The 22,819-nt window shown below is 71.4% G+C and carries 25 protein-coding genes; 10 read left to right on the top strand and 15 right to left on the bottom strand.

Features of this window, described 5'->3' with window-relative positions; all coding sequences use genetic code 11:
• Positions 1 to 111 precede the first annotated feature (111 nt).
• Together ACIBF7_RS24065 and ACIBF7_RS24070 are read left to right on the top strand one after the other, a co-directional pair.
• On the top strand, positions 112 to 594 hold the full coding sequence (locus ACIBF7_RS24065; RefSeq protein WP_397198198.1) for a GntR family transcriptional regulator: 483 nt from the start codon (positions 112 to 114) through the stop codon (positions 592 to 594).
• 30 nt (positions 595 to 624) lie between these two features.
• Positions 625 to 1,143, top strand: coding sequence for a GntR family transcriptional regulator (locus ACIBF7_RS24070; RefSeq protein WP_397198199.1), 519 nt, complete (start codon positions 625 to 627; stop codon positions 1,141 to 1,143).
• Here ACIBF7_RS24070 and ACIBF7_RS24075 read toward each other — a convergent pair.
• The 3 genes from ACIBF7_RS24075 to ACIBF7_RS24085 are packed head-to-tail and all read right to left on the bottom strand — an operon-like array spanning position 1,065 to position 3,524.
• The gene (locus ACIBF7_RS24075; RefSeq protein ID WP_397198200.1) at positions 1,065 to 1,481 is read right to left on the bottom strand and encodes an ASCH domain-containing protein; all 417 of its coding nucleotides are present in this window, start codon (positions 1,479 to 1,481) and stop codon (positions 1,065 to 1,067) included. The two genes, ACIBF7_RS24070 and ACIBF7_RS24075, sit on opposite strands and share 79 nt — an antisense overlap.
• A gap of 55 nt (positions 1,482 to 1,536) precedes the next feature.
• Complete coding sequence (locus ACIBF7_RS24080) at positions 1,537 to 2,559, bottom strand: hypothetical protein (protein ID WP_271278346.1); 1,023 nt, start codon at positions 2,557 to 2,559, stop codon at positions 1,537 to 1,539.
• Between the two features lie 44 nt (positions 2,560 to 2,603).
• Complete coding sequence (locus tag ACIBF7_RS24085; protein WP_397198201.1) at positions 2,604 to 3,524, bottom strand: DMT family transporter; 921 nt, start codon at positions 3,522 to 3,524, stop codon at positions 2,604 to 2,606.
• On the opposite strand from ACIBF7_RS24085, the gene ACIBF7_RS24090 reads away from it, so the two are divergent.
• From ACIBF7_RS24090 to ACIBF7_RS24115, 6 genes are all read left to right on the top strand, one after another.
• Positions 3,523 to 4,917 (top strand): PLP-dependent aminotransferase family protein, encoded by a 1,395-nt coding sequence (locus tag ACIBF7_RS24090; protein WP_219544211.1) that lies wholly within the window; start codon positions 3,523 to 3,525, stop codon positions 4,915 to 4,917. The two genes, ACIBF7_RS24085 and ACIBF7_RS24090, sit on opposite strands and share 2 nt — an antisense overlap.
• A gap of 67 nt (positions 4,918 to 4,984) precedes the next feature.
• Positions 4,985 to 5,500, top strand: coding sequence for a CGNR zinc finger domain-containing protein (locus tag ACIBF7_RS24095; protein ID WP_148033599.1), 516 nt, complete (start codon positions 4,985 to 4,987; stop codon positions 5,498 to 5,500).
• A gap of 44 nt (positions 5,501 to 5,544) precedes the next feature.
• Complete coding sequence (locus ACIBF7_RS24100; RefSeq protein WP_148033600.1) at positions 5,545 to 6,153, top strand: GNAT family N-acetyltransferase; 609 nt, start codon at positions 5,545 to 5,547, stop codon at positions 6,151 to 6,153.
• A 13-nt stretch (positions 6,154 to 6,166) separates the two neighbouring features.
• Positions 6,167 to 7,042, top strand: a complete 876-nt coding sequence (locus ACIBF7_RS24105; RefSeq protein WP_271279638.1) for a 1,4-dihydroxy-2-naphthoate polyprenyltransferase — start codon at positions 6,167 to 6,169, stop codon at positions 7,040 to 7,042.
• A gap of 150 nt (positions 7,043 to 7,192) precedes the next feature.
• On the top strand, positions 7,193 to 7,612 hold the full coding sequence (locus ACIBF7_RS24110; RefSeq protein WP_271279637.1) for a GAF domain-containing protein: 420 nt from the start codon (positions 7,193 to 7,195) through the stop codon (positions 7,610 to 7,612).
• On the top strand, positions 7,495 to 7,932 hold the full coding sequence (locus ACIBF7_RS24115; RefSeq protein WP_397198202.1) for an ANTAR domain-containing protein: 438 nt from the start codon (positions 7,495 to 7,497) through the stop codon (positions 7,930 to 7,932). The genes ACIBF7_RS24110 and ACIBF7_RS24115 overlap by 118 nt, the downstream gene beginning before the upstream one ends.
• Positions 7,933 to 7,957: 25 nt before the next feature.
• Here the strand turns inward: ACIBF7_RS24115 and ACIBF7_RS24120 are convergent, their stop codons facing one another.
• The 6 genes from ACIBF7_RS24120 to ACIBF7_RS24145 form a co-directional block, all read right to left on the bottom strand.
• Entirely contained in the window at positions 7,958 to 8,440 is a 483-nt protein-coding gene (locus ACIBF7_RS24120; protein ID WP_397198203.1) for a GNAT family N-acetyltransferase, read from the bottom strand.
• A gap of 141 nt (positions 8,441 to 8,581) precedes the next feature.
• Positions 8,582 to 9,319: a 4-hydroxy-tetrahydrodipicolinate reductase gene (dapB, locus tag ACIBF7_RS24125; RefSeq protein WP_148033604.1), complete on the bottom strand. Its 738-nt coding sequence runs from the start codon at positions 9,317 to 9,319 to the stop codon at positions 8,582 to 8,584.
• 24 nt (positions 9,320 to 9,343) lie between these two features.
• Positions 9,344 to 10,654, bottom strand: coding sequence for a pitrilysin family protein (locus ACIBF7_RS24130; RefSeq protein WP_271279634.1), 1,311 nt, complete (start codon positions 10,652 to 10,654; stop codon positions 9,344 to 9,346).
• A gap of 52 nt (positions 10,655 to 10,706) precedes the next feature.
• Positions 10,707 to 13,025 carry a polyribonucleotide nucleotidyltransferase gene (locus ACIBF7_RS24135; protein WP_271279633.1) on the bottom strand — a complete coding sequence of 773 codons (2,319 nt, stop codon included), beginning with the start codon at positions 13,023 to 13,025 and terminating at the stop codon, positions 10,707 to 10,709.
• 340 nt (positions 13,026 to 13,365) lie between these two features.
• Positions 13,366 to 13,635, bottom strand: coding sequence for a 30S ribosomal protein S15 (gene rpsO / locus ACIBF7_RS24140; protein ID WP_148033607.1), 270 nt, complete (start codon positions 13,633 to 13,635; stop codon positions 13,366 to 13,368).
• 160 nt (positions 13,636 to 13,795) lie between these two features.
• Positions 13,796 to 14,197, bottom strand: coding sequence for a VOC family protein (locus ACIBF7_RS24145; protein WP_271279632.1), 402 nt, complete (start codon positions 14,195 to 14,197; stop codon positions 13,796 to 13,798).
• An 81-nt stretch (positions 14,198 to 14,278) separates the two neighbouring features.
• Here ACIBF7_RS24145 and ACIBF7_RS24150 point away from each other — a divergent pair, with 81 nt between their 5' ends.
• Entirely contained in the window at positions 14,279 to 14,872 is a 594-nt protein-coding gene (locus tag ACIBF7_RS24150) for a TetR/AcrR family transcriptional regulator (RefSeq protein ID WP_364228172.1), read from the top strand.
• On the opposite strand, the gene ACIBF7_RS24155 is transcribed toward ACIBF7_RS24150, so the two are convergent.
• Complete coding sequence (locus ACIBF7_RS24155) at positions 14,862 to 15,788, bottom strand: bifunctional riboflavin kinase/FAD synthetase (RefSeq protein WP_219544218.1); 927 nt, start codon at positions 15,786 to 15,788, stop codon at positions 14,862 to 14,864. The genes ACIBF7_RS24150 and ACIBF7_RS24155 overlap by 11 nt on opposite strands.
• Positions 15,789 to 15,868: 80 nt before the next feature.
• Between ACIBF7_RS24155 and ACIBF7_RS24160 the strand changes: the two genes are divergently transcribed.
• Positions 15,869 to 16,888 carry a TRM11 family methyltransferase gene (locus ACIBF7_RS24160; protein ID WP_148033611.1) on the top strand — a complete coding sequence of 340 codons (1,020 nt, stop codon included), beginning with the start codon at positions 15,869 to 15,871 and terminating at the stop codon, positions 16,886 to 16,888.
• Here the strand turns inward: ACIBF7_RS24160 and truB are convergent.
• The 5 genes from truB to infB all read right to left on the bottom strand — a co-directional run bounded on the left by truB (position 16,885) and on the right by infB (position 22,799).
• Entirely contained in the window at positions 16,885 to 17,760 is an 876-nt protein-coding gene (gene truB / locus ACIBF7_RS24165; protein WP_397198204.1) for a tRNA pseudouridine(55) synthase TruB, read from the bottom strand. The genes ACIBF7_RS24160 and truB overlap by 4 nt on opposite strands.
• The gene (locus ACIBF7_RS24170; RefSeq protein ID WP_261808766.1) at positions 17,760 to 18,770 is read right to left on the bottom strand and encodes a bifunctional oligoribonuclease/PAP phosphatase NrnA; all 1,011 of its coding nucleotides are present in this window, start codon (positions 18,768 to 18,770) and stop codon (positions 17,760 to 17,762) included. The genes truB and ACIBF7_RS24170 overlap by 1 nt, the downstream gene beginning before the upstream one ends.
• Before the next feature lie 8 nt (positions 18,771 to 18,778).
• A complete protein-coding gene (rbfA, locus tag ACIBF7_RS24175; RefSeq protein ID WP_148033614.1) occupies positions 18,779 to 19,228 on the bottom strand; it encodes a 30S ribosome-binding factor RbfA in 450 nt (149 codons plus the stop codon).
• 41 nt (positions 19,229 to 19,269) lie between these two features.
• Positions 19,270 to 19,566, bottom strand: coding sequence for a DUF503 domain-containing protein (locus tag ACIBF7_RS24180; RefSeq protein ID WP_148033615.1), 297 nt, complete (start codon positions 19,564 to 19,566; stop codon positions 19,270 to 19,272).
• 116 nt (positions 19,567 to 19,682) lie between these two features.
• On the bottom strand, positions 19,683 to 22,799 hold the full coding sequence (infB, locus tag ACIBF7_RS24185) for a translation initiation factor IF-2 (RefSeq protein ID WP_364228166.1): 3,117 nt from the start codon (positions 22,797 to 22,799) through the stop codon (positions 19,683 to 19,685).
• Between the last annotated feature and the right edge of the window lie 20 nt (positions 22,800 to 22,819).

A 22,819-nucleotide genomic window follows, 5' to 3' on the forward strand; every position in this document is an offset into this window, starting at 1 on the left:
AGCCTCACCTTAGACCTATCAACATCTACAGGTCTACCAAACGTATCTATAGACCCATGTGAGCGTGTCTGCTTTGTGCACGCATGTCTAGATTGGTCTACAATCTCTGGCGTGCTGGACCGTGAAGGACCCGTCCCCATCTACAAGCAGGTGGCCGAGCTCATCTGCCGGCAGATCGAGCGTGGAGAGCTCCAGGCGGGCGACCCCGTCCCCAGCGAGGCCAGGCTCGAACAGGACTACGAGATCGCCAGGACGACCGCCAGGCGCGTGGCCCGCGAGCTGCGAGATCAGGGCGTGGCGTACACGATCCAGGGCGAGGGGACGTTCGTCGGCCCGCCGACCGCCCCGCGCACCGCCAGAAAGGTCCCGATTTATCTGCAGATATCCCGGGAAATATCGGAACGGATCAAGCGGGGCGAAATACTGCCCAACCGTAAGATCCCCGGCGAGAAGCAGATGATGCAGCAGTTCGGTGTCGCCAAAGTCACCGCACGCCAGGCGGTGGCCCACTTGAGAGAGCAAGGCTGGGTATTCACAGTCCCATACAGAGGCACTTATGTGAACGTCAAGGATAAATGGCCGACGAGCGAGTAGCTCACTCGGATACGCGATATCCTCGTACGCATGTTCGACCCCGAGGGCGACACCCATCTCTATCTGCAGATCAGTGAGATCCTCCGGTCCCGCGTCGCCGAGGCCTCCGCAGGGGATCCGGTGCCCAGCGAGGGCGACATCCAGCGCGAGTTCGGCGTAGCCCGCACCACAGCCCGCCGCGCGATCAGAATGCTCCGTGACGAAGGGCTGGTCCACACCGTCCAGGGCCAGGGGACCTTCGTGGGCGCTGGCCCCGGGATTTCGATCAAGCCTCGGAAAATGCCGCTCTATCGCCAGATAGCCGATGAGCTGACACAGCAGATCACCGAGGGCGCCTACCGTCCGACACGCCCGATCCCCGGCGAGACGGCCCTGGTCCAGCGTTACGACGTCGCGCGCGAAACCGTACGGCGAGCCATGGCCGCGCTGCGCGAGGAAGGATGGATCTACACAGTGCCGCAGCGCGGCAGCTACGTCTCGCCCGAGGAGCGCTGGCCCACCACGCGGAATGACAGGCAGACCACCGTGGTCGAGTCGTCCACCTCGTAGCCTTCCTCGCGCCAGTAGCCACGATGCGCCTCGCGCCAGTGGCCGATGTCCCGGAAGCCCTCACCCTCCGCCTGGGCGAACTCCCAGGGCACCTCGGCGAACGGCATCAGCCGCACCTCGGTCACCTCCAGGGTGGCCACCTGGTCCCCGGAGCCGCCGACGAGCGCGAGCCGCTCCCCCACGTGCTCCAGTTCCTCGCCCTCACGCTCGTAGTCGAGCTCCAGCAGCCCGGCCGTCGCGCGTTTGGCGCCGGCCAGCACCAGGTCGGTCAGCGTGGTGCGCATCTCGCCGGGCAGGCCGAGCTCGACGACGCGCAGGCCGTTCTTCCGTCCCCACATGACCCCGCCCCCCGCCGCGTGAACCCAGCCGCGTGAACAAGCCACAACGGACCGGTCAGAATACCGGGATGATGTCCTGCGGGTCGATGATGTCCACCGCCACACCTTCCAGGTCGAGCTCGGGGATCGCGGGGAAGGCGATGCCCCAGCGTTCGACGATGGCGCGGATCCTCGCCATGGCCACCCGCCAGTTCTCCGCCTGTTCTTCGTACGTGAGCAGGCCCAGGCCGGCGTCGCGGGCGTGGTCCATGAGCACGCGGTGGTTGGCCAGGAAGTAGGGCGGCAGCTCCCAGAAGCCCTCCGGCGGCTCCCAGAGGATCATCGACAGGAACACGAACCCGGCGCGCAACTGGCGGGTGATGAGGCCGCGGGTCTGGTCGTCGAGCCCGGGCCACTCGTTCTCCAGGATCGTCATGCAGATCTGGAGGTGACGCGACTCGTCGCGCCCGATGCGCTTGAACATCTCGTCGAACACGGGATGCCGCGTGCCCGACGCCATGCCGCGGAACAACGTGGAGGCGGCCATCTCGCCCATCATGAAGCTGGTGAAGAGCACCGGGAGCGAGTATCGGCCGACGGCCGAGCTGTAGCCGGTCCAGTAGCGCCCGCCGTTGTGGTAGAGCCAGCCGATGTTGTTGTGGGCGGCTCTCTCCAGGTCGTCGGCCGGTTCCCAGTCGAGCGGGCCGCCGGGCCAGAGGCGGGCGATGGTGCGCTGGCAGCACTCCTCGTGGTTCATCTCGTCACGGGTGATCGAGAAGAAGCACTTCCTGACCGGGTCCTCCTCGTGCTTCTCGAACGCCTGGATGGTGGCCCGGGCGAACACGGCCGGGCCCGAGGCGTCGAAGTTGGCGAGCACGGCGAACCAGTACATGATGCCGAGCCGCTGCGCACGGGTGAAGTCGGCCGGGTCGAGGTCGTCCCACGGAAGGTCGGCAGGGTTCCAGACCAGGCGCTTGGACTTCTCGTATATCGCCGCGAGCTTCTCGGTCTCGACCCGCCATTCCATCGGGTAGATGTTGGGTTGCGGGATCTCCGGCGCCGGCCAGAAGCCGCCTTCGGGGATCGTGAGGTCCGCCATGTGTGACACCTCCTCCCCCATCCTGCGGCGCGGTGTCACGGCTTTCAAGTACGGGCGCGCTGGGTGATGGCCACGCACACGAGCACCGCCAGTGCCGCCGCCACGGTGGCCACCCCGTACCTCTCGCCCATCAGGAACCACGCCCACACCAGCGTCAGCAGCGGCTGGGTCAGCTGCGTCTGACCGGCGCGGGCGATGCCGCCCCTGGCCAGGCCCGCGTACCAAGGGAAGAAGCCGAGGAACATGGAGATCAGCCCCACGTACGCGAAGCCCGCGAGGGCGGCGGGCGTGGGCGCGACCGGCGTGACGGCGGCCAGGACGGCGCTGACGGGAACGGTGATCGGGAGTGACAGGACCAGCGCGTACGAGATGACCTGCCAGCCGGGCGTGTGCCTGGCGAGCCGCCCGCCTTCGGTGTAGCCGACGGCCGCCGACAGCAGGGCGCCGACCAGGAGGAGGTCTGCCCAGGCGGCCGTGGTCTCGCCGCGGGTCAGGGTGAAGGCGGTGATGGCGAGCGCCCCCGCCACGCAGGCCGCCCAGAACACCGGCCGGGGCCGTTCGCCGGCCCGCAGGACGGCGCAGACGGCGGTCGCGGCGGGGAGCAGCCCGATGACGACGGCGGCGTGCGCGGTGCTCGCGCCGAGGTCCAGGGCCAGGCCGCTGAAGACGGGGAAGCCGAAGACCACGCCGAGGGAGATGAGCCCGTACGCGCGCCAGTGCGGGCGCGGCGGCAGCAGGGGCAACCGGGCGGCTTTGAGGCACACGAGCGCCACGATCCCGGCGATGGCGGCACGGCCGATCGCGACGAGCCAGGGGTCGAAGCCCTCCATGGCGTAGACGGTGGCGGGGAAGGACCCGGAGAAGGCGAGCACGCCCAGAAAGGCGAGCCAGGTGCCCCCGCCCCGGGCCGCGCGGCCCGGGATCGCTATTCCCTCGGGGACAGTAGCGCTATTCTTACCTCTCATGGAGAACGATAGCAGTATCGCGCAGATCGCCGCGATGCTGCGGGACGAGATCACCCGGCTCCGGCCGGGCGATCGGCTGCCGTCCAGCCGGGAGATCATGCGGCGGCACGCGGTGAGCCCCGTGACGGTGTCGCGGGCGCTGGGGCAGCTCGCCGCCGAGGGAAAAGTGATCACGAAACCGGGCAGCGGGGCGTTCGTGGCACCGCGGCGGGAGCCGGTACGGGACGCCGCCGACCTCTCGTGGCAGACGGTGGCGCTCGGCGACCGGGTGGTGGACGACGACCCCATGACGGCGCTGCTCGCCCGCGCCCCCGAGGGGGTGGTGCCGCTGACCGGCGGCTATCTGCCCCCGGGGCTGCGGCCCGACAAGCAGCTCGCGGCGGCGGCCACCCGGGCGATGCGCAGGCCGGGCGTCTGGGGGATGCCGCCGCTGAACGGGGTGGACGAGCTGCGCCGGTGGTTCGCGTCCCAGGCGGGGGGTGACGTGACGGCCGCGGACGCTCTGATCGTCAGCGGCGGGCAGGCGGCGCTCAGCCACGCCTTCCGCGCCCTGGCCGCGCCGGGGACCCAGGTGCTGGTGGAGACCCCGACCTACCCGGGTGCGCTGGCCGCGGCCAAGGCGGCCGGGCTGCGCGCCACGGCGGTGCCGGTGGACCGTGACGGCGTGCGGCCCGACCTGCTGGCGGAGGCGTTCGCGGTGACGGGGGCGCGGGTGTTCCTGTGCCAGCCGACGCTGCAGAACCCCACCGGCGCCACCCTCACCCTCGAACGCCGCCGCCAGGTGCTGGAGGTGGCCAGGGCGGCCGGCGCGTTCGTGATCGAGGACGACTACGCCCGGTGGCTGACCCGGCAGGCGCCGCCGTCCCTGGTCTCCATGGACACGCACGGGACCGTGGTGCACATCCACTCGCTCACCAAGATCCTCTCGCCGAGCATGCGGCTGGCGGCGATGGTCGCGCGCGGCCCGGCGGCCCACCGGCTGCGGGCCGGCCAGCTCGTGGAGTCGTTCTTCCCCGCGCGGCCGTTGCAGGAGGCGGCGCTGGAGTTCGTCGGGTCACCGGCCTGGCGGCGGCACCTGGCCTCGGTGCACGCCGAGATCGCCACCCGCCGCGACGCGCTCGCCGCGGCGCTGGCCGCCTGGATGCCGTGGGCGGAGCCGTACGTGCTGCCGATCGGGGGGATGCACCTGTGGCTGCGGCTGCCCGCGCAGACCGACGAGCGGGCGCTGGTGGAGGCGGCCAAGCGGGACGGGGTGCTGGTGAGCGCGGGCCGGATGTACTTCCCGGCGGAGCCGCCCGGCCCGCACCTCCGGGTGACGCACATCGCGGCGGCCAACGTGGCGGAGCTGGCCGAGGGCGTCCGGCGGCTCGCCGGCGCGCTGCCGCCCGCCTGACGGCCGGGCGGAATCGGCGGGATGCCGTCGAGGACATAGAAGATCACGAAGCGAGTAGAGTGTTCTCATGGTGGCGTCGGCCGAGTTGGTGCGCGATTTCGTGAACACCTACGACGTCGAGGCCGACGCCGACGACCTGGGCACCCCCTCCGAGCTCGCCCTGTGGCTGCGGGAGCGGGCGCTCGCCGGTCCGGGTGACCGGGCCGGCGACGACGATCTCGCGCTGGCGGTGGCGCTGCGGGAAGGACTCAGGGAGGCGCTGCGGCGCGGCCCTGAGCCGGTGGAGCTGCCGCTGCTGCCGTTACGGGTGACCGTGGGCCGGCGGCCGGAGCTGGCGCCGATCGGCGGCGGGGTGACGGCCGGGCTGGCCGTGATCGCGGCGGGGGTGATCGGCGGTTCCTGGGACCGGCTGAAGGTGTGCGCCGAGGAGACGTGTCAGTGGGCGTTCATCGACTCCTCCCGGAACCGTTCCCGATCATGGTGTTCCATGCGGGTCTGCGGTAACCGCACTAAAACGCGGGCATACCGGGCGAGGAAGCAGGGTTCGCGTCCTCGCCCAGGGTCAAACACCGATACGGTGTAACTCGTGCCTTGTGGCATGAACAGCAGGCGAAGGAGCGGGCCGAGATGGCAGACGTAGGCGTCCGGGCGGCCCGGCGCGAGGATGTGCTCCAGGTGGCGAATGTGCAGGTGCGCGCCTGGCGCTACGGCTACCGGGAGTTCCTGCCCGAGGGTCCACTCGAGCAGATGACAGGCCCGGCGGCCGAGAAGATGTGGTTGCGCCAGTGGGACGAGGCGATCGCCGCCCCGCCCACGTCCCGGCACCGCGTGCTGGTGGCGGTGGAGACCATCCTCGACACGGAGGGCTTCCCCGCGCTGGGTGTGGGGGGCGCCAACATGCCGATGACACCGCGCGGCGGCGAACGGGTGGTGGGCCTGGCCTCCCACTCCCCCGCCGAGGACCCGGACCTCGACCCCACCGAGGTGGCCGAGATGCTGACGCTGCTGGTCGACCCCGACTTCGTGCGGCGCGGCCACGGCAGCCGCCTGCTCAACGCCACCGTCGACTATCTTCGTGAGGACGGCTACCGGCAGATCGCCACCTGGGTGTTCGCCGACAACTACCCGGTGCTCGGTTTCCTGGAGTCGGCGGGCTGGGGCGAAGACATGGCCGAGCGGGTGCTCGACATGGGGCGCCCGATCCGCATGGTCAGGCTCACCACCGACATCAGCTAGAGGTCTCTCCCGAATGGCATCTCCTGCTCAATGGCTCGCGGGAGCCCGTCCTCGCACGCTGCCCAACGCGATCGTGCCGGTCATGGCCGGCACCGGCGTGGCGATCGGCGAGGGCGGCTTCAGCTGGTGGCGCGCGGTGCTGGCGCTGCTCGTGGCGCTGCTGCTGCAGATCGGCGTCAACTACGCCAACGACTACAGCGACGGCATCCGCGGCACCGACGACCAGCGGGTCGGGCCGATGCGGCTGGTGGGCTCGCGGGCGGCCACCCCGCGCCAGGTGCTGACGGCGGCGCTGGGCTGTTTCGCCGCCGCGGCGGTGCTCGGGCTGGTCCTGGTCGTGGTCACGCGGGCGTGGTGGGTGCTGCTGGTGGGCGCCGCCGCGATCGCCGCCGCCTGGTTCTACACCGGCGGCAGTCGCCCGTACGGCTACCGCGCGCTGGGCGAGGCGGCCGTGTTCGTGTTCTTCGGCGTGGTGCCGGTGGTCGGCACCGCGTTCGTGCAGACCGAGCAGCTGTCGTGGGCGGCGCTGGCGGCGTCGGTCCCGGTCGGGCTCCTGTCGTGCTCGATGCTGGTGGTCAACAACCTGCGCGACGTCGGCACCGACGGGGAGTCGGGCAAGCGGACGCTGGCGGTCGTGCTGGGCGCGCCGCGCACCCGTACGCTCTACGCGGCCTGTCTGGTCGTGCCGTTCGCGGTCGCGCTGGCGATGGTCCCGCTCGCGCCCGCGGCGGCGCTCGCGGTGCTCGCGGCGCCGCTGGCGATCTCACCGGTCCGTACGGTCCTCGCCGGCGCGGTGGGCCCCGCGCTGATCGGAGCCCTGCAGCAGACCGGCAAGCTGCAGATGGCGTACGGGGCGCTCCTGACGATCGGTCTGGCCGTCTCTCTCTGACCTTCGGACGTTACGCTTTCTCCATCAGGGGCAGCCCATGACAAGCACGAGTAAATACCGCAATTTGTGGGATTGACTACTCTGCCGGGCTGCCGGGGGCTAGGTTCCTCATGACTGGTCCGGAGGCTTCGCAGACCCGAGGAAAAGGCGTTGGACCCGCTGAGCACCCTCACCATGACCGCAGAGTTCGAGCAGCCGCTACGCGAGATCCTCACGGTCACGACCCGTGCCATACCCGGCGAAACGCTGACCAGCGTCGCCCTGCTCGGGGACGGCGGCCCCTACACCGTGGCGTTCTCCGAGCCCGGCGCGGTGGCCCTGGACACCCTGCAGTTCAGCATCGGCGCGGGCCCGTGCCTGGACGCGATCAAGAGCGGCGAGGCCGTCTGGTCCGACGACCTGGTGTCCGAACCGCGCTGGACCGGCCCGGCGGCGAGCTCGCCGCCCACAGCGTGCGAAGCGCGTACGCGCAGCCGCTGGCCTTCGACGGCCACGTCCAGGGCACGATCAACCTCTACTCGGAGCGGGCCGGCGGCTTCCCCGCCGAGACCCGGACGGCCGTCACCGTGACGGCAGGGCAGGCCGAGGTGCTGTTCCAGGCCGTGCTGCGGGCGGCCCGGCTGAACGAGGTCATCACCCAGCTCCGCGAGGCCCTCACCACACGGGCGATCATCGACCAGGCGCTCGGCATCGTCATGGCCCGCCGGCAGTGCACCGCCCCCGCCGCCTTCGACATCCTGCGCCGCAGCTCCCAGCGGCGCAACGTGAAGGTGCACCAGGTGGCCGCGGACATCGTGGAGGCGGTCACCGGCCAGCCTCCGCTGCCACCCCACTTCGGCGACCCGCCCGCCACCCGGAACCCCGGCAGCCGCCCGTCTCCCGCTGATTGACCCGGCGGCGGCGTGACAGCGCCCCTCAGCTGAGGAAAAGCCCCATGACCACCCGTGGGGCGACCTCGATGCCCAGCTCGCGCTCCCGCCGCACCAGCTCGCGCAGCTCCGGCCCCCACGACGGCTCGGGCCAGACCTTGAATCCGTGGCGCTCGTACCACGGCGCGTTCCACGGCACGTCCCTGAACGTCGTCAGCGTCACCGCCGGCGCACCGGAGGCGCGGGCGTGATCCAGCATCGCCTCGACCAGCCGCCCGCCGATGCCCTGTCGCATCCGGTCGGGATGGACGGCGAGCTGCTCCAGGTGGAGGTTGCCGTCGACCCGGGCGAGGAGCGCGAAGCCGGCCGGCGGGTCGCCCTCGACCAGCACCGAGGACGGGTCGCGCACTTCCTCGATCATCGTCGTGCCGGGCGGGAACGTGATGCCCACCTGCTCGAACAGCCCGTCGGCGGCGACCTCCACCGCGACCAGGCCGGGAAGATCGCCGGCGTCAGCCCATCGCACCATGCCGACACGGTCTCACGTGTGCCGGGGCCGGCGCCTCCGGATATTAGGGTTGATGATCGTAGGCTCGGCTGTGCGGCGCCGGGACCCTCTCCTCGACCGTGCCCGCCGACCTCGCCCGAGGTGGTGGGCACGGCCCGTTTCTCAGAGGTCGAGCAGGCGCTCCAGGCCCACGGTCAGCCCGGGAAGCTCACCGACCCGCCGCACCCCGAGCAGCACGCCGGGGGTGAAGGCGGCGCGGTTCATCGTGTCGTGACGGATGGTGAGGGTCTCGCCGCCGCCGCCGAGCAGCACTTCCTGGTGGGCGATGAGCCCCGACAGCCGGACGGCGTGGACGCGGACGCCGTCGACGTCGGCGCCGCGCGCCCCGTCGAGCTCGGAGCTGGTGGCGTCGGGCATCGGCCCCACCCCGGCCTCGGCGCGGGCCTGGGCCACCAGCTCGGCGGTGCGCCGGGCGGTGCCCGAAGGGGCGTCGGCCTTGTTGGGGTGGTGGAGCTCGACGATCTCGACGGACTCGAAGTGGCGGGCGGCCCGCTGGGCGAAGTGCATCATGAGCACGGCCGCGATGCCGAAGTTGGGGGCGATCAGGCAGTTGGTGCCCGGTGAGCTCGCCAGCCAGCCCCGCACGGTGTCGAGCCGCTCGGCGTCGAACCCGGTGGTGCCGACCACGGGGTGGATGCCGTGCGCGATCGCCCACTCCAGGTTGTCCATCACCACGCCGGGATGGGTGAAGTCGACGACCACCTCGGCGCCTTCGAGGCCCTCGATCGGGTCGTCCTTGTCGACGGCGGCCACCAGCTCCAGATCGGACGCCGCCTCGACCGCCTTGCACACCTCGACGCCCACGCGGCCGCGGGCGCCGAGCACACCTACCTTGATCACAGGGTCAACCCTATACCCGGAGGGTCAGGTGATGGCGTGAGAGAAGTCCTTGTCACCGTACGGGCCGATCACAGCGAGCGTGAGCGGCCGGTTGAGCACGTCCGCGGCGATCTCGGAGAGCTCCCTGGCGGTCACCGCCTCGATGCGGGCCAGCACCTCGTCGACCGACAGCAGCTCGTCGTACACCAGCTCGTTCTTGCCGATGCGGGACATGCGCGAGCCGGTGTCTTCCAGGCCGAGCACGAGACCGCCGCGCATCTGGCCCTTGCCCCGGACGATCTCCTCCTCGGTCAGGCCGTCGGCCACGACCCTGGACACCTCGTCCCGGCAGATCTTGAGCACGTCGTCGATCTTGGAGGGCAGGCAGCCGACGTAGATGCCGAACTGGCCCGTGTCGGCGTAGGCGGAGGTGTAGCTGTAGACGGAGTAGGCCAGGCCGCGCTTCTCCCTGATCTCCTGGAAGAGCCGCGACGACATGCCGCCGCCGAGCGCGGCGTTGAGCACGCCGAGCGCGAACCGCCGCTCGTCGGTGCGGGCGATGCCGGTCGTGCCGAGCACCAGGTTGGCCTGTTCGGTCGGCCGGTCGAGCAGGCGCACGCCGGAGCGGGACTCCGCGCCGGGGCCGCTGGTGCGCGGCGGGGCCGAGGCGGCGGGGCCCGCGAGGACGCCCGCCCGCTCGTACGCCCGCGCCACCAGCTCCACGACCTCCTCGTGGCGGATGTTCCCCGCCACGGAGACGACGGTGCGCGGCGGCTGGTAGTAGCGGCGGTAGTACTCGGCGATCCGGTCGCGTCCGAGGGTGTTGATGGACTCGACCGTGCCGAGGATCGGCCGGCCTATCGGCGAGTCGCCGTAGAGCGCCGCGGCGAACTGCTCGTGCACCACGTCGGACGGGTCGTCGTCATGCATGGCGATCTCCTCCAGGATCACGCCACGCTCGGACTCGACGTCCTCGGGGTCCACGAGCGAGCTGGTCACCACGTCGGCGAGGACGTCCACCGCGATCGGCAGGTCCTCGTCGAGCACCCGCGCGTAGTAGCAGGTGTACTCCTTGGCGGTGAACGCGTTGATCTCGCCGCCGATGCCCTCGATGGACGCCGAGATCTCCATGGCGTCCCTCGTGGGCGTGCCCTTGAACAGCAGGTGTTCGAGGAAGTGGGTGGCCCCCATGTGCTCGGGGGCCTCGTCACGCGAGCCGATGCCGACCCACATGCCGACCGCGACACTGCGCACGGTCGGCATGGTCTCGGTCACCACGCGCAGCCCGCCGGGGAGGGTGGTGCGCTTGACCACCCCGGCCCCGTCGCGGCCGGCGTGCAGCGTGGTGGTGGTCACGCGACCTCCCTGGCCGGCCCCGTCACCTTGGCGCCGGTGCTGATTGTCACCGTCACGAGTTGCGGTCGTCGCCCTCGGAGCCGGCGCCGCGGGCGCGGACCCGGGTGCGGGTGCGGCGCGGGCGGTCGGCCTTGTCGCCGCCGTCGGACGCCGCGTCCTCGGGCTGGCCGGAGTCGCCCCTGGCCTCCTTCTCGGCGGCCTCCTTCTCGATGACCTCGACGGGCACCAGCGACAGCTTGCCCCGCTGGTCGATCTCGGCGATCTCCACCTGGACCTTCTCGCCGACGCTCATGACGTCCTCGACGTTCTCGATGCGCTTGCCGCCGTGCAGCTTGCGGATCTGGGAGACGTGCAGCAGGCCGTCCTTGCCGGGCATGAGCGAGACGAACGCGCCGAAGGCGGCGATCTTCACGACCGTGCCCAGGTAGCGCTCGCCGACCTCCGGCATGTGCGGGTTGGCGATCGCGTTGATCGCCGACCGCGCGGCCTCGGCCGACGGGCCGTCGGTGGCGCCGATGTAGATCGTGCCGTCGTCCTCGATGGTGATCTCGGCGCCGGTGTCGTCCTGGATCTGGTTGATCATCTTGCCCTTCGGGCCGATGACCTCGCCGATCTTGTCGACCGGGACCTTGATGGTGATGATGCGCGGCGCCGTCGGGTTCATCTCCGCCGGGGAGTCGATGGCCTCCTGCATCACCTCCAGGATCGCCAGCCTGGCGCCCTTGGCCTGCTTGAGCGCGCCGGCCAGGACCGAGGCGGGGATGCCGTCGAGCTTCGTGTCGAGCTGCAGGGCGGTGATGACGTCCCTGGTGCCGGCGACCTTGAAGTCCATGTCGCCCATGGCGTCCTCGGCGCCGAGGATGTCGGTCAGGGTGACGTAGGTGTCGCCCTCGCCGATGAGGCCCATCGCGATGCCCGCGACCATCTCCTTGAGCGGCACACCGGCGTCGAGCAGCGCCATCGTGGAGGCGCAGACCGAGCCCATCGAGGTCGAGCCGTTGGAGCCGAGCGCCTCGGAGACCTGGCGGATCGCGTAGGGGAACTCCTCGCGCGACGGCAGGACCGGGATCAGCGCCCGCTCGGCGAGCGCGCCGTGGCCGATCTCGCGGCGCTTGGGCGAGCCCACCCGGCCGGTCTCACCGGTGGAGTAGGGCGGGAAGTTGTAGTTGTGCATGTAGCGCTTGGTCCGCTCGGGATTGAGCGTGTCGATGACCTGCTCCATGCGCAGCATGTTGAGCGTGGTGATGCCCATGATCTGGGTCTCGCCGCGCTCGAACAGGGCCGAGCCGTGCACCCGGGGCACCACGTGGACCTCGGCCGACAGGGCGCGGATGTCCTTGGTGCCGCGGCCGTCGATGCGCGTGCCCTCCTTGATGACGCGCTCGCGCATGAGCTTCTTCATCAACGAGCGGAAGGCGGCGGAGATCTCCTTCTCGCGACCCTCGAACTCGGGCAGCAGCTTCTCCGCGGCCAGCGCCTTGACCCTGTCGAGCTCGTTCTCGCGCTCCTGCTTGGCGGCGATGGTGAGCGCGGCGGCGAGCTCGTTCTTCACCGCGGACTCCACGGCGGCCAGGACGTCGTCCTGGTAGTCGAGGAACAGCGGATACTCGGCGGTCTCCTTGGCGGCGACCTGCGCGATCCGGCCCTGCGCCTCGCACAGCACCTTGATGAACGGCTTGGCGGCCTCCAGGCCCTCGGCCACGGTCTCCTCGGTGGGCGCGACCGCGCCCTCGGCGACCAGCTTGAGCGTGTCGCGGGTGGACTCGGCCTCCACCATCATGATGGCGACGTCGCCGTCGGCGAGCACCCGCCCGGCCACGACCATGTCGAACGTGGCCCGCTCCAGCTCGAGGTGGGTCGGGAAGGCCACCCACTGACCCTCGATGAGGGCGACGCGGACGCCGCCGATCGGGCCGGAGAACGGCAGGCCGGCGAGCTGGGTCGACAGCGAGGCGGCGTTGATCGCCACCACGTCGTAGAGGTGCTCGGGGTTGAGCGCCAGGATGGTGGCGACCACCTGGATCTCGTTGCGCAGGCCCTTGACGAACGACGGGCGCAGCGGCCGGTCGATCAGCCGGCAGGTGAGGATGGCGTCCTCGGACGGACGGCCCTCACGGCGGAAGAACGAGCCGGGGATGCGGCCCGCGGCGTACATGCGCTCCTCGACGTCCACGGTGAGCGGGAAGAAGTCGAGGTTCTCCCTCGGCTGCTTGGACGCGGTGGTCGCGGACAGCACCATCGTGTCGTTGTCGAGATAGGCGACGGCACTGCCGGCCGCCTGCCGCGCGAGGCGTCCGGTCTCGAACCGGATCGTGCGTGTGCCGAACGAGCCGTTGTCGATGACGGCTTCAGCGGTGTGGACACCCTCCACGGGGGACCTCCTTGGTCAGTCGGTCTCCCGCGCCCTTTTCACCGGCACCCTCGTGCTTGACGGGAATGCGCCTCCCCACCGTCGTGTCCGGTGAAAGGCTGTGGCGGACTTCCCGTCAGTAGGTGCAGCGCCGGTCTTCGATCGAAGCGCCCGGTCTGGTTACCGGAAGCCACTACCGAGGACCGGCCCGCAGGCGTCGCGGGTCGCGTGGTGCTGAGCGGACGCGGGGGCTCTCAGTGTCTCGGATATTCAGTTGTACGTCAGGCGGGCGGCTCTCGGCCGCAGGACTCGCCGGACCCATATGAGAAGGGAGCGGCGAGTCCGCCGCTCCCTTTCCATGCTATCGGCGCAGGCCGAGCCGCTCGATCAGCGCACGGTAACGCGCGATGTCGACCTTCTGCAGGTACTTCAGCAGACGGCGACGGCGGCCCACGAGGAGCAGCAGACCCCGACGGCTGTGGTGGTCGTGCTTGTGGGTCTTGAGGTGCTCGGTCAGCTCGCTAATGCGCTTGCTCAGCAGCGCGATCTGCACCTCGGGCGACCCGGTGTCACCATCGGTCGTCGCGTACTCGGCGATGATGGACTTCTTGGCAGCGGTGTCGAGAGACACGGCTCTCCTTTGAGCTACGGGCACGCGCGGATGCGAATGTGCGAACGACCGTGCGTGCCTACAGTCGCCGCAGGAAGGCCTTAGGGCAGCGCGCGGCGCCGCCGTCACAGAGCCGACATGTAAGGTTACCACCACGGAGCGGATGCCGCGCTCAAGCTCTCTAGACGTACTGGGCCGCGTACTCTCCAGTGGGCTCGATGGGCTGGATGACGTCGATGAGCACCCCGTTGGGGTCGGCCACGATGAAGTGCCGCTGGCCGAAGTCCTCGCTGCGCAGCGGCAGCTCGGCCCTCAGCCCCGCGCCCGTGACGAGCCGCTCCCACTCGGCGTCCGCGTCGCCGACCTCGAAGTTGAGCAGCAGCCCCGCCGCCCTGTTCCGGTACGCCTCGGGCAGCGTGGGGTGCGCGTGGTCGAGCAGGGCCAGCTCGTACGCGCCGCGCCTGAGGCTGACGTACCAGTCGGCTTCGAAGGTGACCTCGAACCCGAACAGCCCCACGTAGAAGTCACGCGATTCGGCCACCTTGTCGGTGCAGATCACCGGATAGAAGCTGGTGAGCTCCATGAATGCCTCCATTTCACATACCAACGGTATGTCAAGGTACGCTATTTCGCATACCGTCGGTATGTCAACTGGAGGCGCGCGATGACGAGGACCCGAGCCGAACAACGCGAGGAGACCAGGCGCACGCTCGTGGCGGTGGGCAGGCGGCTCTTCGCGGGCAGGGGCTACGCCGCGGTGGGACTGGCCGAGATCGTGCGCGAGGCGGGAGTGACCAAGGGCGCGCTCTACCACCACTTCGACGGCAAGGCGGCGCTGTTCCGCGCCGTGCTGGAGGAGGTGCAGCAGGAGGTGGGGGCCAGGGTGGCGGCCGAGGCCGACGCCGAACCCGACCCGTGGGAGCAGCTCAAGGCGGGGTGCGCCGCGTTCGTGCGGGCCGCCGCCCACCCGGACGTGCAGCGGATCATGCTCATCGACGGCCCCGCCGTGCTCGGCTGGAACGAGTGGCGGGCGATGGACGAGGCCGCCTCCGCCCGCCACCTGGCCGAGGCGCTGACGGCGCTCGCCGGGTCGGGCACGATCACGGCCCGGCCGGTCGCCCCGCTCACCCGCCTGCTGTCGGGGGCGATGAACGAGGCGGTGCTGTGGCTGGCCCAGTCGGAGGCCGGCCCCGGCGACCTGGACGACACGCTGGCCGCGCTGTCGGGGCTGCTGGAGGGGCTGCGGATCAGGACGTGAGGCGGCGGGCCTGGTCGACGTCGGCGTGGATCTGGTCGACGAGCTCCTCGATCGAGTCGAACCGGGTGTTGCCCCGCAGCCTGGCGGCGAAGTCGACCGCCACGTGCACCCCGTACAGCTCCAGGTCGTCGCGGTCGAGCGCGTACGCCTCGACCGTGCGCGGCACCCCCTCGAACGTCGGGTTGGTGCCGACCGAGATCGCGGCCGGCCAGCGCTCCCCCTCGTAGAGCGCGGGCAGGTTGGCCACCGGCACGCATTCCAGCCAGCCCGCGTAGACCCCGTCGGCGGGGATCGCGGTCTGCGGCGGCGACTCGACGTTGGCGGTCGGGAAGCCGAGCTGGCGCCCGCGCTGGTAGCCGCGCACCACCACGCCCTCGACCCGGTGCGGCCTGCCCAGGTCGGCGGCGGCGCCGGCGACGTCGCCCGCCACCAGCCGCTCGCGGATCAGCGTCGAGGAGACGCCCTGGACCAGCGGCACCCCCTCGGCCGTGAAGTCGTACTTCTCGCCCAGCGCGCGCAGCGTCTCGACGTCACCCGCGGCCTGGTGGCCGAACGTGAAGTCCGCCCCCACCACGACCGCCCCCGCCCGCAGCCGGTCGGCGAGCACGCCCTGCGCGAACTCCGCCGGGCTCAGCTCGGCCGTCTCCAGTGTGAAAGGCAGCACGACCACCTCGTCCACGCCCAGTTCGCGCAGCAGCTCGGACCTGCGCTTGGCGCTGACCAGGCGCAGCGGCCGGTAGCCGGGCCGCACGACCTCCTCGGGCGGCGGCTCGAAGGTCAGCGCGACCGTGCGCAGGCCACGCTCGCGGGCGACCTCGACGGCCCGCCGGACCACCTGCCGATGACCGCGATGCACGCCGTCGAACACGCCGATCGTGACGACTGACCTCTCCGATTCACGCACACCCGGCCCCATTCGCTCATCCCAGGATCAACCCTCCAAGCCTGCCATGCGCGGGCCCGTACCTCGCAACCGAGGGCGGTACGATCCGCTGCATGCCTCGATACGCGCTGCTGATCCTGCCTGCCTTCAACCGGGTCTACGCCGACAGCGCGCCCCGCCTCACCCGCGCCGAGCTGGACGTCTTCGCCGAGCGCGGGCTGGCGGCCGGCGTGCGGGCCATCGAGGAGACCCGCATCGGCGGGCTGCCCTACGTCACGTTCGAGACGGCGGAGCCGCTCTCCGGCCCGGACGTGGCGCTGCTGTCCAACCTGTCGTCGGTCTACGCATTGTTCGGGGTGGAGGGCGAGCTGCTGCGTCCGGTGGAGCTCGACCCGCTCGACCGGCTGAGCAGCGACCTGATCACGATCCAGAAGTACGCCGGCAAGACCAACGAGCACTTCACCAAGCTGCTGCTCAACGTCACCGTGCTGGCCTCCGACTTCCCGCTCGGCGGCGCGCTCTCCGTCTTCGACCCGCTGTGCGGCCGCGGCACCACCCTCAACCAGGCGCTCATGTACGGCTACGACGCCTACGGGCTCGACCACGACGGCAAGGACTTCGAGGCCTACTCCGGCTTCCTGCGCACCTGGCTGAAGAACAAGCGGCTCAAGCACACCGCTGAGACCGTGCCGGTGCGCCGGCAGCGGGCGCTGGCCGGGCGGCGGCTGGACGTGGTGTTCGGCACCACCAAGGAGGCCTACAAGGCGGGCGACACCCAGAAGGTCACCGTGGTCAACGCCGACACCCTGCGCGCCCGGGAGTTCTTCAAGCCCGGCTCGTTCCACGCCGTCGTCACCGACGCCCCCTACGGGGTGCAGCACGGCAGCAAGGGCGGCGGCGGGCTGTCGCGCAGCCCGCTGGAGCTGCTGGAGCAGGCCACGCCGGTCTGGGCCGAGCTGCTGAGGCCCGGCGGCGCTCTGGGCGTCTCCTGGAACACCTACGGGGGCGGCCGGGACGAGCTGGCCGCCATCCTCACCGGTGCCGGCCTCGACGTGGTCGCCTACCCCGACTTCGAACACTGGGTCGACCAGGCGATCGTGCGCGACATCATGGTGGCGCGCAAGCCCGTCTAGGCGGAGACGAAGACCGCCAGCGGCTTGGCCATCCGGCCCTGCTCCTCCACCAGCGCCAGCAGCTCGCCGTCGGGGCCGAACATGCCGATCGGGCCCTTGCCCAGACCGGCCGCGGGCAGCCGCCCGCCGTGCATGACCACCCTGGCCTCCTCCAGGCTCACGTCCCTGCGCGGGAACGCCGCCGCCACCGCCTCGCCGATCGGCAGGATCTCGCACTTCTCGGCGAGCTGGTCGAGAGTCCTGGCCTGGTCGAGCCCGTACGGGCCGACGCGGGTGCGGCGCAGCGCCGTCAGGTGCCCGCCGACGCCGAGCGCGCCGCCGAGGTCGCGGGCCAGCGCCCTGATGTAGGTGCCGGACGAGCAGCGCACGGTGGCGTCGACGTCGACCACGTCCGGCTGCCGGCGGACCTCGGTGACCGCGAACTCGTGCACGGTCACCGGCCGGGCGGCCAGCTCGACCCCCTCGCCGGCGCGGGCCAGCTTGTAGGCCCGCTTGCCGTCGACCTTGATGGCGCTGACCTGGGGCGGGACCTGCATGATCTCACCGGTGAGCGCGGCCACGCCCGCCCGGATCGCCTCCTCGGCCACGTCCGCGGCCGAAGCGGTCGCGGTGACCTCGCCCTCGGCGTCGTCGGTGTTCGTGCCCACACCCAGCCGGATCGTGGCCTCGTACACCTTCTCGGTCAGCGCCAGGTGACCGAGCAGCCTGGTCGCCTTCTCCACGCCGACCACGAGCACGCCGGTCGCCATCGGGTCGAGCGTGCCGGCGTGCCCGACCCGGCGGGTGCCCGCCAGGCGGCGCAGCCTGGCCACCACGTCGTGGGACGTCCAACCGGCGGGTTTGTCGACGATGATCAAGCCGCTTTCGGCCATCACGCCTCTCTCAGCAGGGCCCTGAACTTCGCCATCGTGGCCTCGGGGCTGTCGTACGAGGTGAAACCGGCCGCGTTGTGGTGGCCGCCGCCGCCCAGCGCGGCGCACACGTGCGCCACGTCGATGCGGCCCTTGGAACGGGTCGACACCTGCCAGGCGCCCTGGTCGTCCTCCTTGAGCACCGCCGCCACGTCGGCCTCGTCGGTGCGCCGCACCACGTCGATGATGCCTTCGAGCTCGGTGTACGGGAGCCCGTACGCGGCCCGGTCGACCCGCGTCACGTAGGTCCACACCAGGCCGTCGTCGAGCGTCACCCGGCCGAGCGCCGCGGCCAGCACCTTGAGATAGCCGAACGGGGCGCGGTCCCACAGCTCCCTGGCGATCTCGTCGGTGTGCAGGCCGGTGGCCACCAGCCGGGCTGCCATCTGGTGTGCGGCCGGGCTGGTCGAGGAGTGGCGGAACGAGCCGGTGTCGGTGACCAGCCCCGCGTACAGGCAGGTGGCGATGTCGCGGTCGAGCGAGCCGCCGAGCCGGTAGATGAGCTGCTCGGCGAGCATCGCGGTGGCCGCCGCCCGGGCGTCGATGAGGTCGACGGTGCCGAAACCCTCGTTGGACGGGTGGTGGTCGACCACGATGAGCGTGCGGGCCCGGCGGACGCTGCCCTCCAGCAGCCCCAGCCGGGCGATCGACGGCGAGTCGAAGGTGATCATGAGGTCGGGCTCGGCCGGGTAGCGGTCGGGGGGCACCAGCATGTCCTGCCCCGGCAGGAAGCGGAGCAGGCGCGGCACGGTGAAGTCGTGGTCACCGAAGGAGGCGGCCACCCGCTTGCCCATCGAGCGCAGCACGAACCCGACGGCGAGCATCGAGCCGAGCGCGTCGCCGTCCGGCGAGATGTGGCAGGCCAGCGCGACCTCGTCGGCCTCGGAGATGAGACCGACCGCCCGTTCCCAGGCGTCCTCGGACACCGTGACGGAACCGCTCCTGGCCGGACGGCCCGGTCTGTCGCGCACGTCGGGGGTCACAGCGCCGAAGGCCCGTCCTGCTCGTCCTCTTCCGGCTTGCGGTAGGGGTCGGACTCGCCGGCGTAGGAGGCGCTCTGCGCCCGCTTCGCCACCTCGGCGTCACGCGCGCGCGCCGCCGAGATCAGGTCGTCGAGCTGGCGGGCGCTGTCGGGCAGCGGGTCGTGCTTGAACGTCAGCGTCGGGGTGAAGCGCACACCTGTCTGACGGCCCACCTCGGACCTGATGACGCCCTTGGCGCTCTCCAGGGCGGCCGCGCTGTCGGCGCGCTCGGCGTCGGAGCCGAACACTGTGTAGAAGACCGTCGCCTCGCGCAGGTCGGCGGTGATCCGCGTGTCCGTCACGGTGACGAAGCCCAGACGCGGGTCCTTGATCCGGCGCTCCAGCATCTCGGCGACGATCTGCTGGATGCGGTCGGCGAGCTTGCGTGCTCGTGCTGCATCCACCATGTTCGCTCCCCCTCACGCACGACGAGCGGTCGTGCTTTCGTTCAGTCATCGTCGTTGTAGAGCCGCTGCCTGGCGGACAGGAGCTCGATCTCGGGGCGGAAGGCCACCAGCCGCTCGCAGGCGTCCATCACCTCTTTGCAGTTACCCGCGGAGGCGGAGATCACCGCGACGCCGACCTCGGCCCGCCTGTGCAGGTCGAGATGGCCGACCTCGGCCACGGCCACGGCGGGAAAGCGCCGGTGCAGCTCGGCGACCAGGGGACGCACGACGGATCGCTTCTGCTTCAGCGAGTGCACGTCGCCGAGCAGGATGTCCAGGGTCAGGGCACCCACATACATCGTTGGCAACCGCCGCTTGCACTGGTGTCGAGCGCACGCCGGGCCGGTGCGGCGGAGACCGGCCCGGACGCGCGGAAGGCGCCCGGCGGATGGCCCGCCGGGCGCCCGGCCACGGATCAGGCCCGCGGCTTCTCCCGCATCTCGAACGTCTCGATGACGTCGTCGATCCTGATGTCGTTGTAGCCGACGCCGATGCCGCACTCGAAGCCCTCACGGACCTCGGTCGCGTCATCCTTGAACCGGCGCAGCGACGAGACGGTCAGGTTGTCCGCGATGACGACGCCGTCGCGGATCAGCCTGGCCTTGCTGTTGCGGGTGATCACGCCCGAACGGACCAGCGAACCGGCGACGTTGCCGATCTTCGGCACCTTGAAGACCTCGCGGACCTCCGCCGTGCCCATCTGGACCTCTTCGAACTCGGGCTTGAGCATGCCCTTGAGCGCCGCCTCGATCTCCTCGATCGCCTGGTAGATGATCGAGTAGTAGCGGATGTCGACGCCCTCGCGCTCGGCCAGGTCGCGCGCCCGAGGCTCGGGGCGCACGTTGAAGCCGATGATGACCGCGTTGTCGTCGGCGACGGCGAGGTTGACGTCGTACTCGGTGATCGCACCGACGGCGCGGTGCAGGACACGGAGCCTGACCTCGTCGCCGACGTCGATCTTGAGCAGCGCGTCTTCCAGCGCCTCCACCGAACCGGACACGTCACCCTTGATGATGAGCTTGAGCTCGTCGACGCGGCCCTTCTCGAGGTCGCTGAACAGCTCCTCGAGGGTGAGGCGGCGGCTCGACTTCGCCATGTCGGCGCTGCGCTTGCGCGCCGCGCGCTGCTGGGCGATCTGCCGGGCCATCCGGTCGTCGGTGACCACGATGAAGTTGTCACCCGCGCTCGGCACCGCCGTCAGACCCATCACCAGGACGGGACGCGACGGGGTGGCCTCCTCCACCGGCTCGCCGGTGTCGTCGAGCATCGCCCGGACGCGGCCGTAGGCCTCGCCACAGACGATCGAGTCGCCGACGCGGAGCGTGCCGCGCTGGACCAGGACCGTCGCCACCGGGCCGCGGCCCTTGTCGAGGTAGGCCTCGATCGCGATGCCCTGAGCGTCCATCGTCGGGTTGGCGCGCAGGTCGAGCTCGGCGTCCGCGGTCAGCAGGATGGCCTCGAGGAGGTTCTCGATGCCCTGACCCTTGAGCGCGGAGATGTCGACGAACAGCGTCGAGCCGCCGTACTCCTCGGCCACCAGGCCGTACTCGGTGAGCTGGGCCCTGACCTTGCTCGGGTCGGCGCCCTCCTTGTCGACCTTGTTGACCGCGACCACGATCGGCACGTCGGCCGCCTGGGCGTGGTTGAGCGCCTCGATCGTCTGCGGCTTGACACCGTCGTCGGCCGCGACCACCAGCACCGCGATGTCCGTGGACTTCGCGCCTCGGGCACGCATGGCGGTGAACGCCTCGTGACCCGGGGTGTCGATGAAGGTGACCTTGCGCTCCTGGCCTTCGTGCTCGGTGGTGACCTGGTAGGCGCCGATGTGCTGGGTGATGCCACCCGCCTCGCGCGCCGCCGTGTTGGTCTTGCGGATGGCGTCGAGCAGCTTGGTCTTACCGTGGTCGACGTGACCCATGACGGTCACGACCGGCGGCCGCGCGGCCAGGTCGGCCTCGTCGCCCTCGTTCTCGCCGAACTCGATGTCGAAGGCCTCGAGAAGCTCGCGGTCCTCCTCCTCGGGGCTGACGACCTGGATGTTGTAGTCCAGCTCGGCGCCGAGCAGCTGCAGCGTCTCCTCGTTGACCGACTGCGTGGCCGTCACCATCTCGCCGAGGTGCAGCATGATCTGCACCAGCGAGGCGGGGTTGGCCCCGATGCGGTCGGCGAAGTCGGACAGCGAGGCGCCGCGCGGCAGCCGGATCGTCGCGCCGTTGCCGCGAGCGACCTGCACGCCGCCGATCGCCGGCGCCGACATGTTGTCGAACTCCTGGCGCCTCTGGCGCTTGGACTTGCGGCCACGGGCCGGACGGCCACCGGGACGCCCGAAGGCGCCCGCCGTGCCGCCACCGCGACCACGGCCACCACCGCCGGGACGGCCGGCGAAACCGCCGCCGCCACCGGGACCACCGGTGCCCGTGCGCTGACCGCCGCCACCCGGGCGACCGGCGAAACCGCCGCCGCCACCGGGACGACCGCCACCGCCACCCGGACGGCCACCGCCACCCGGACGGCCGCCACCGCCGCCGCCGGGACCACCGGGACGGCCACCGCCGCCACCGGGGCCGGACGGACGGCCCTGCGGCATCATCATCGGGTTGGGACGCGGGCCACCGGGACGCGGGCCACCCGCACCAGGACCGGGACGCGGGCCACCGGCGCCGGGACCCGGACGCGGACCGGCCGCACCGGGCGGGCCGGGACGCGGACCGGGCGTGGGCCTGTCGCCGCCGCGACCCTGCGGCGGGCGCGGAGCGGCGCCGTCACGCGGCGGACCGTCGCGACGGTCGCGCGGGCCCGCGCCCGCACCGTCACGGTTGCCACCGGGACGCGGGCGCGCCTGGCCCATGCCGCTCGCGTTGGACGAGAACGGGTTGTTGCCGGGACGCGGGCCGCGCGGGCCCGGCTTGGGGCCGGGACGCGGGCCGCGGTCCGACGGCGCGCCGCCGGGGCGCGGAGCCTGCGCGGCGCCGCCACCCTCACGGCCGGCGCCGGGACGCGGGGCCGGACCCGGCTTGGGGCCGGGACGGGCCGCGGGACCGGGACGCGGGCCGGGCGTCGGCCGCTGCTGGCCGGTGTCGAACCGGGCCTGCGGGGCGCTGGGCGCCTCGCCGCGGGCGGCCTCGGGCTCCTGTCGCGGCTGCTGCTGCGGCTGCGGTGGCTGCTGCTGCTGAGGCATCGGCACCGGCGGGCGAGGCGTGCCGCCTGCCGGGCCGGGACGCGGACCGGGCTTGGGCCCGGGACGCGGAGGTGATGAGGGGACCGACGCCTGAGGGGCGCCGTTTCCGGCCTGGCTGTCCGCCGGCCGGGGGGCAGCCTTCGGCGGCTGCGGTTTGCGGGACGGCGAACCGCCGCCCCTCGAGGGCGCGCCCTTCGACGCACCCAGAGCTTCGGTGAGCCTGCGGACCACCGGCGCTTCGATGGTGGAGGACGCCGAACGGACGAACTCCCCCATCTCCTGGAGCTTGGCCATGACGACCTTGCTCTCTACGCCGAACTCCTTAGCGAGCTCGTATACCCGGACCTTCGCCACTGCACTCCCTAACTCGGCCC

The organism is Nonomuraea sp. NPDC050478 (assembly GCF_044458265.1).
Classification (GTDB): Bacteria; Actinomycetota; Actinomycetes; order Streptosporangiales; family Streptosporangiaceae; genus Nonomuraea; species Nonomuraea ferruginea.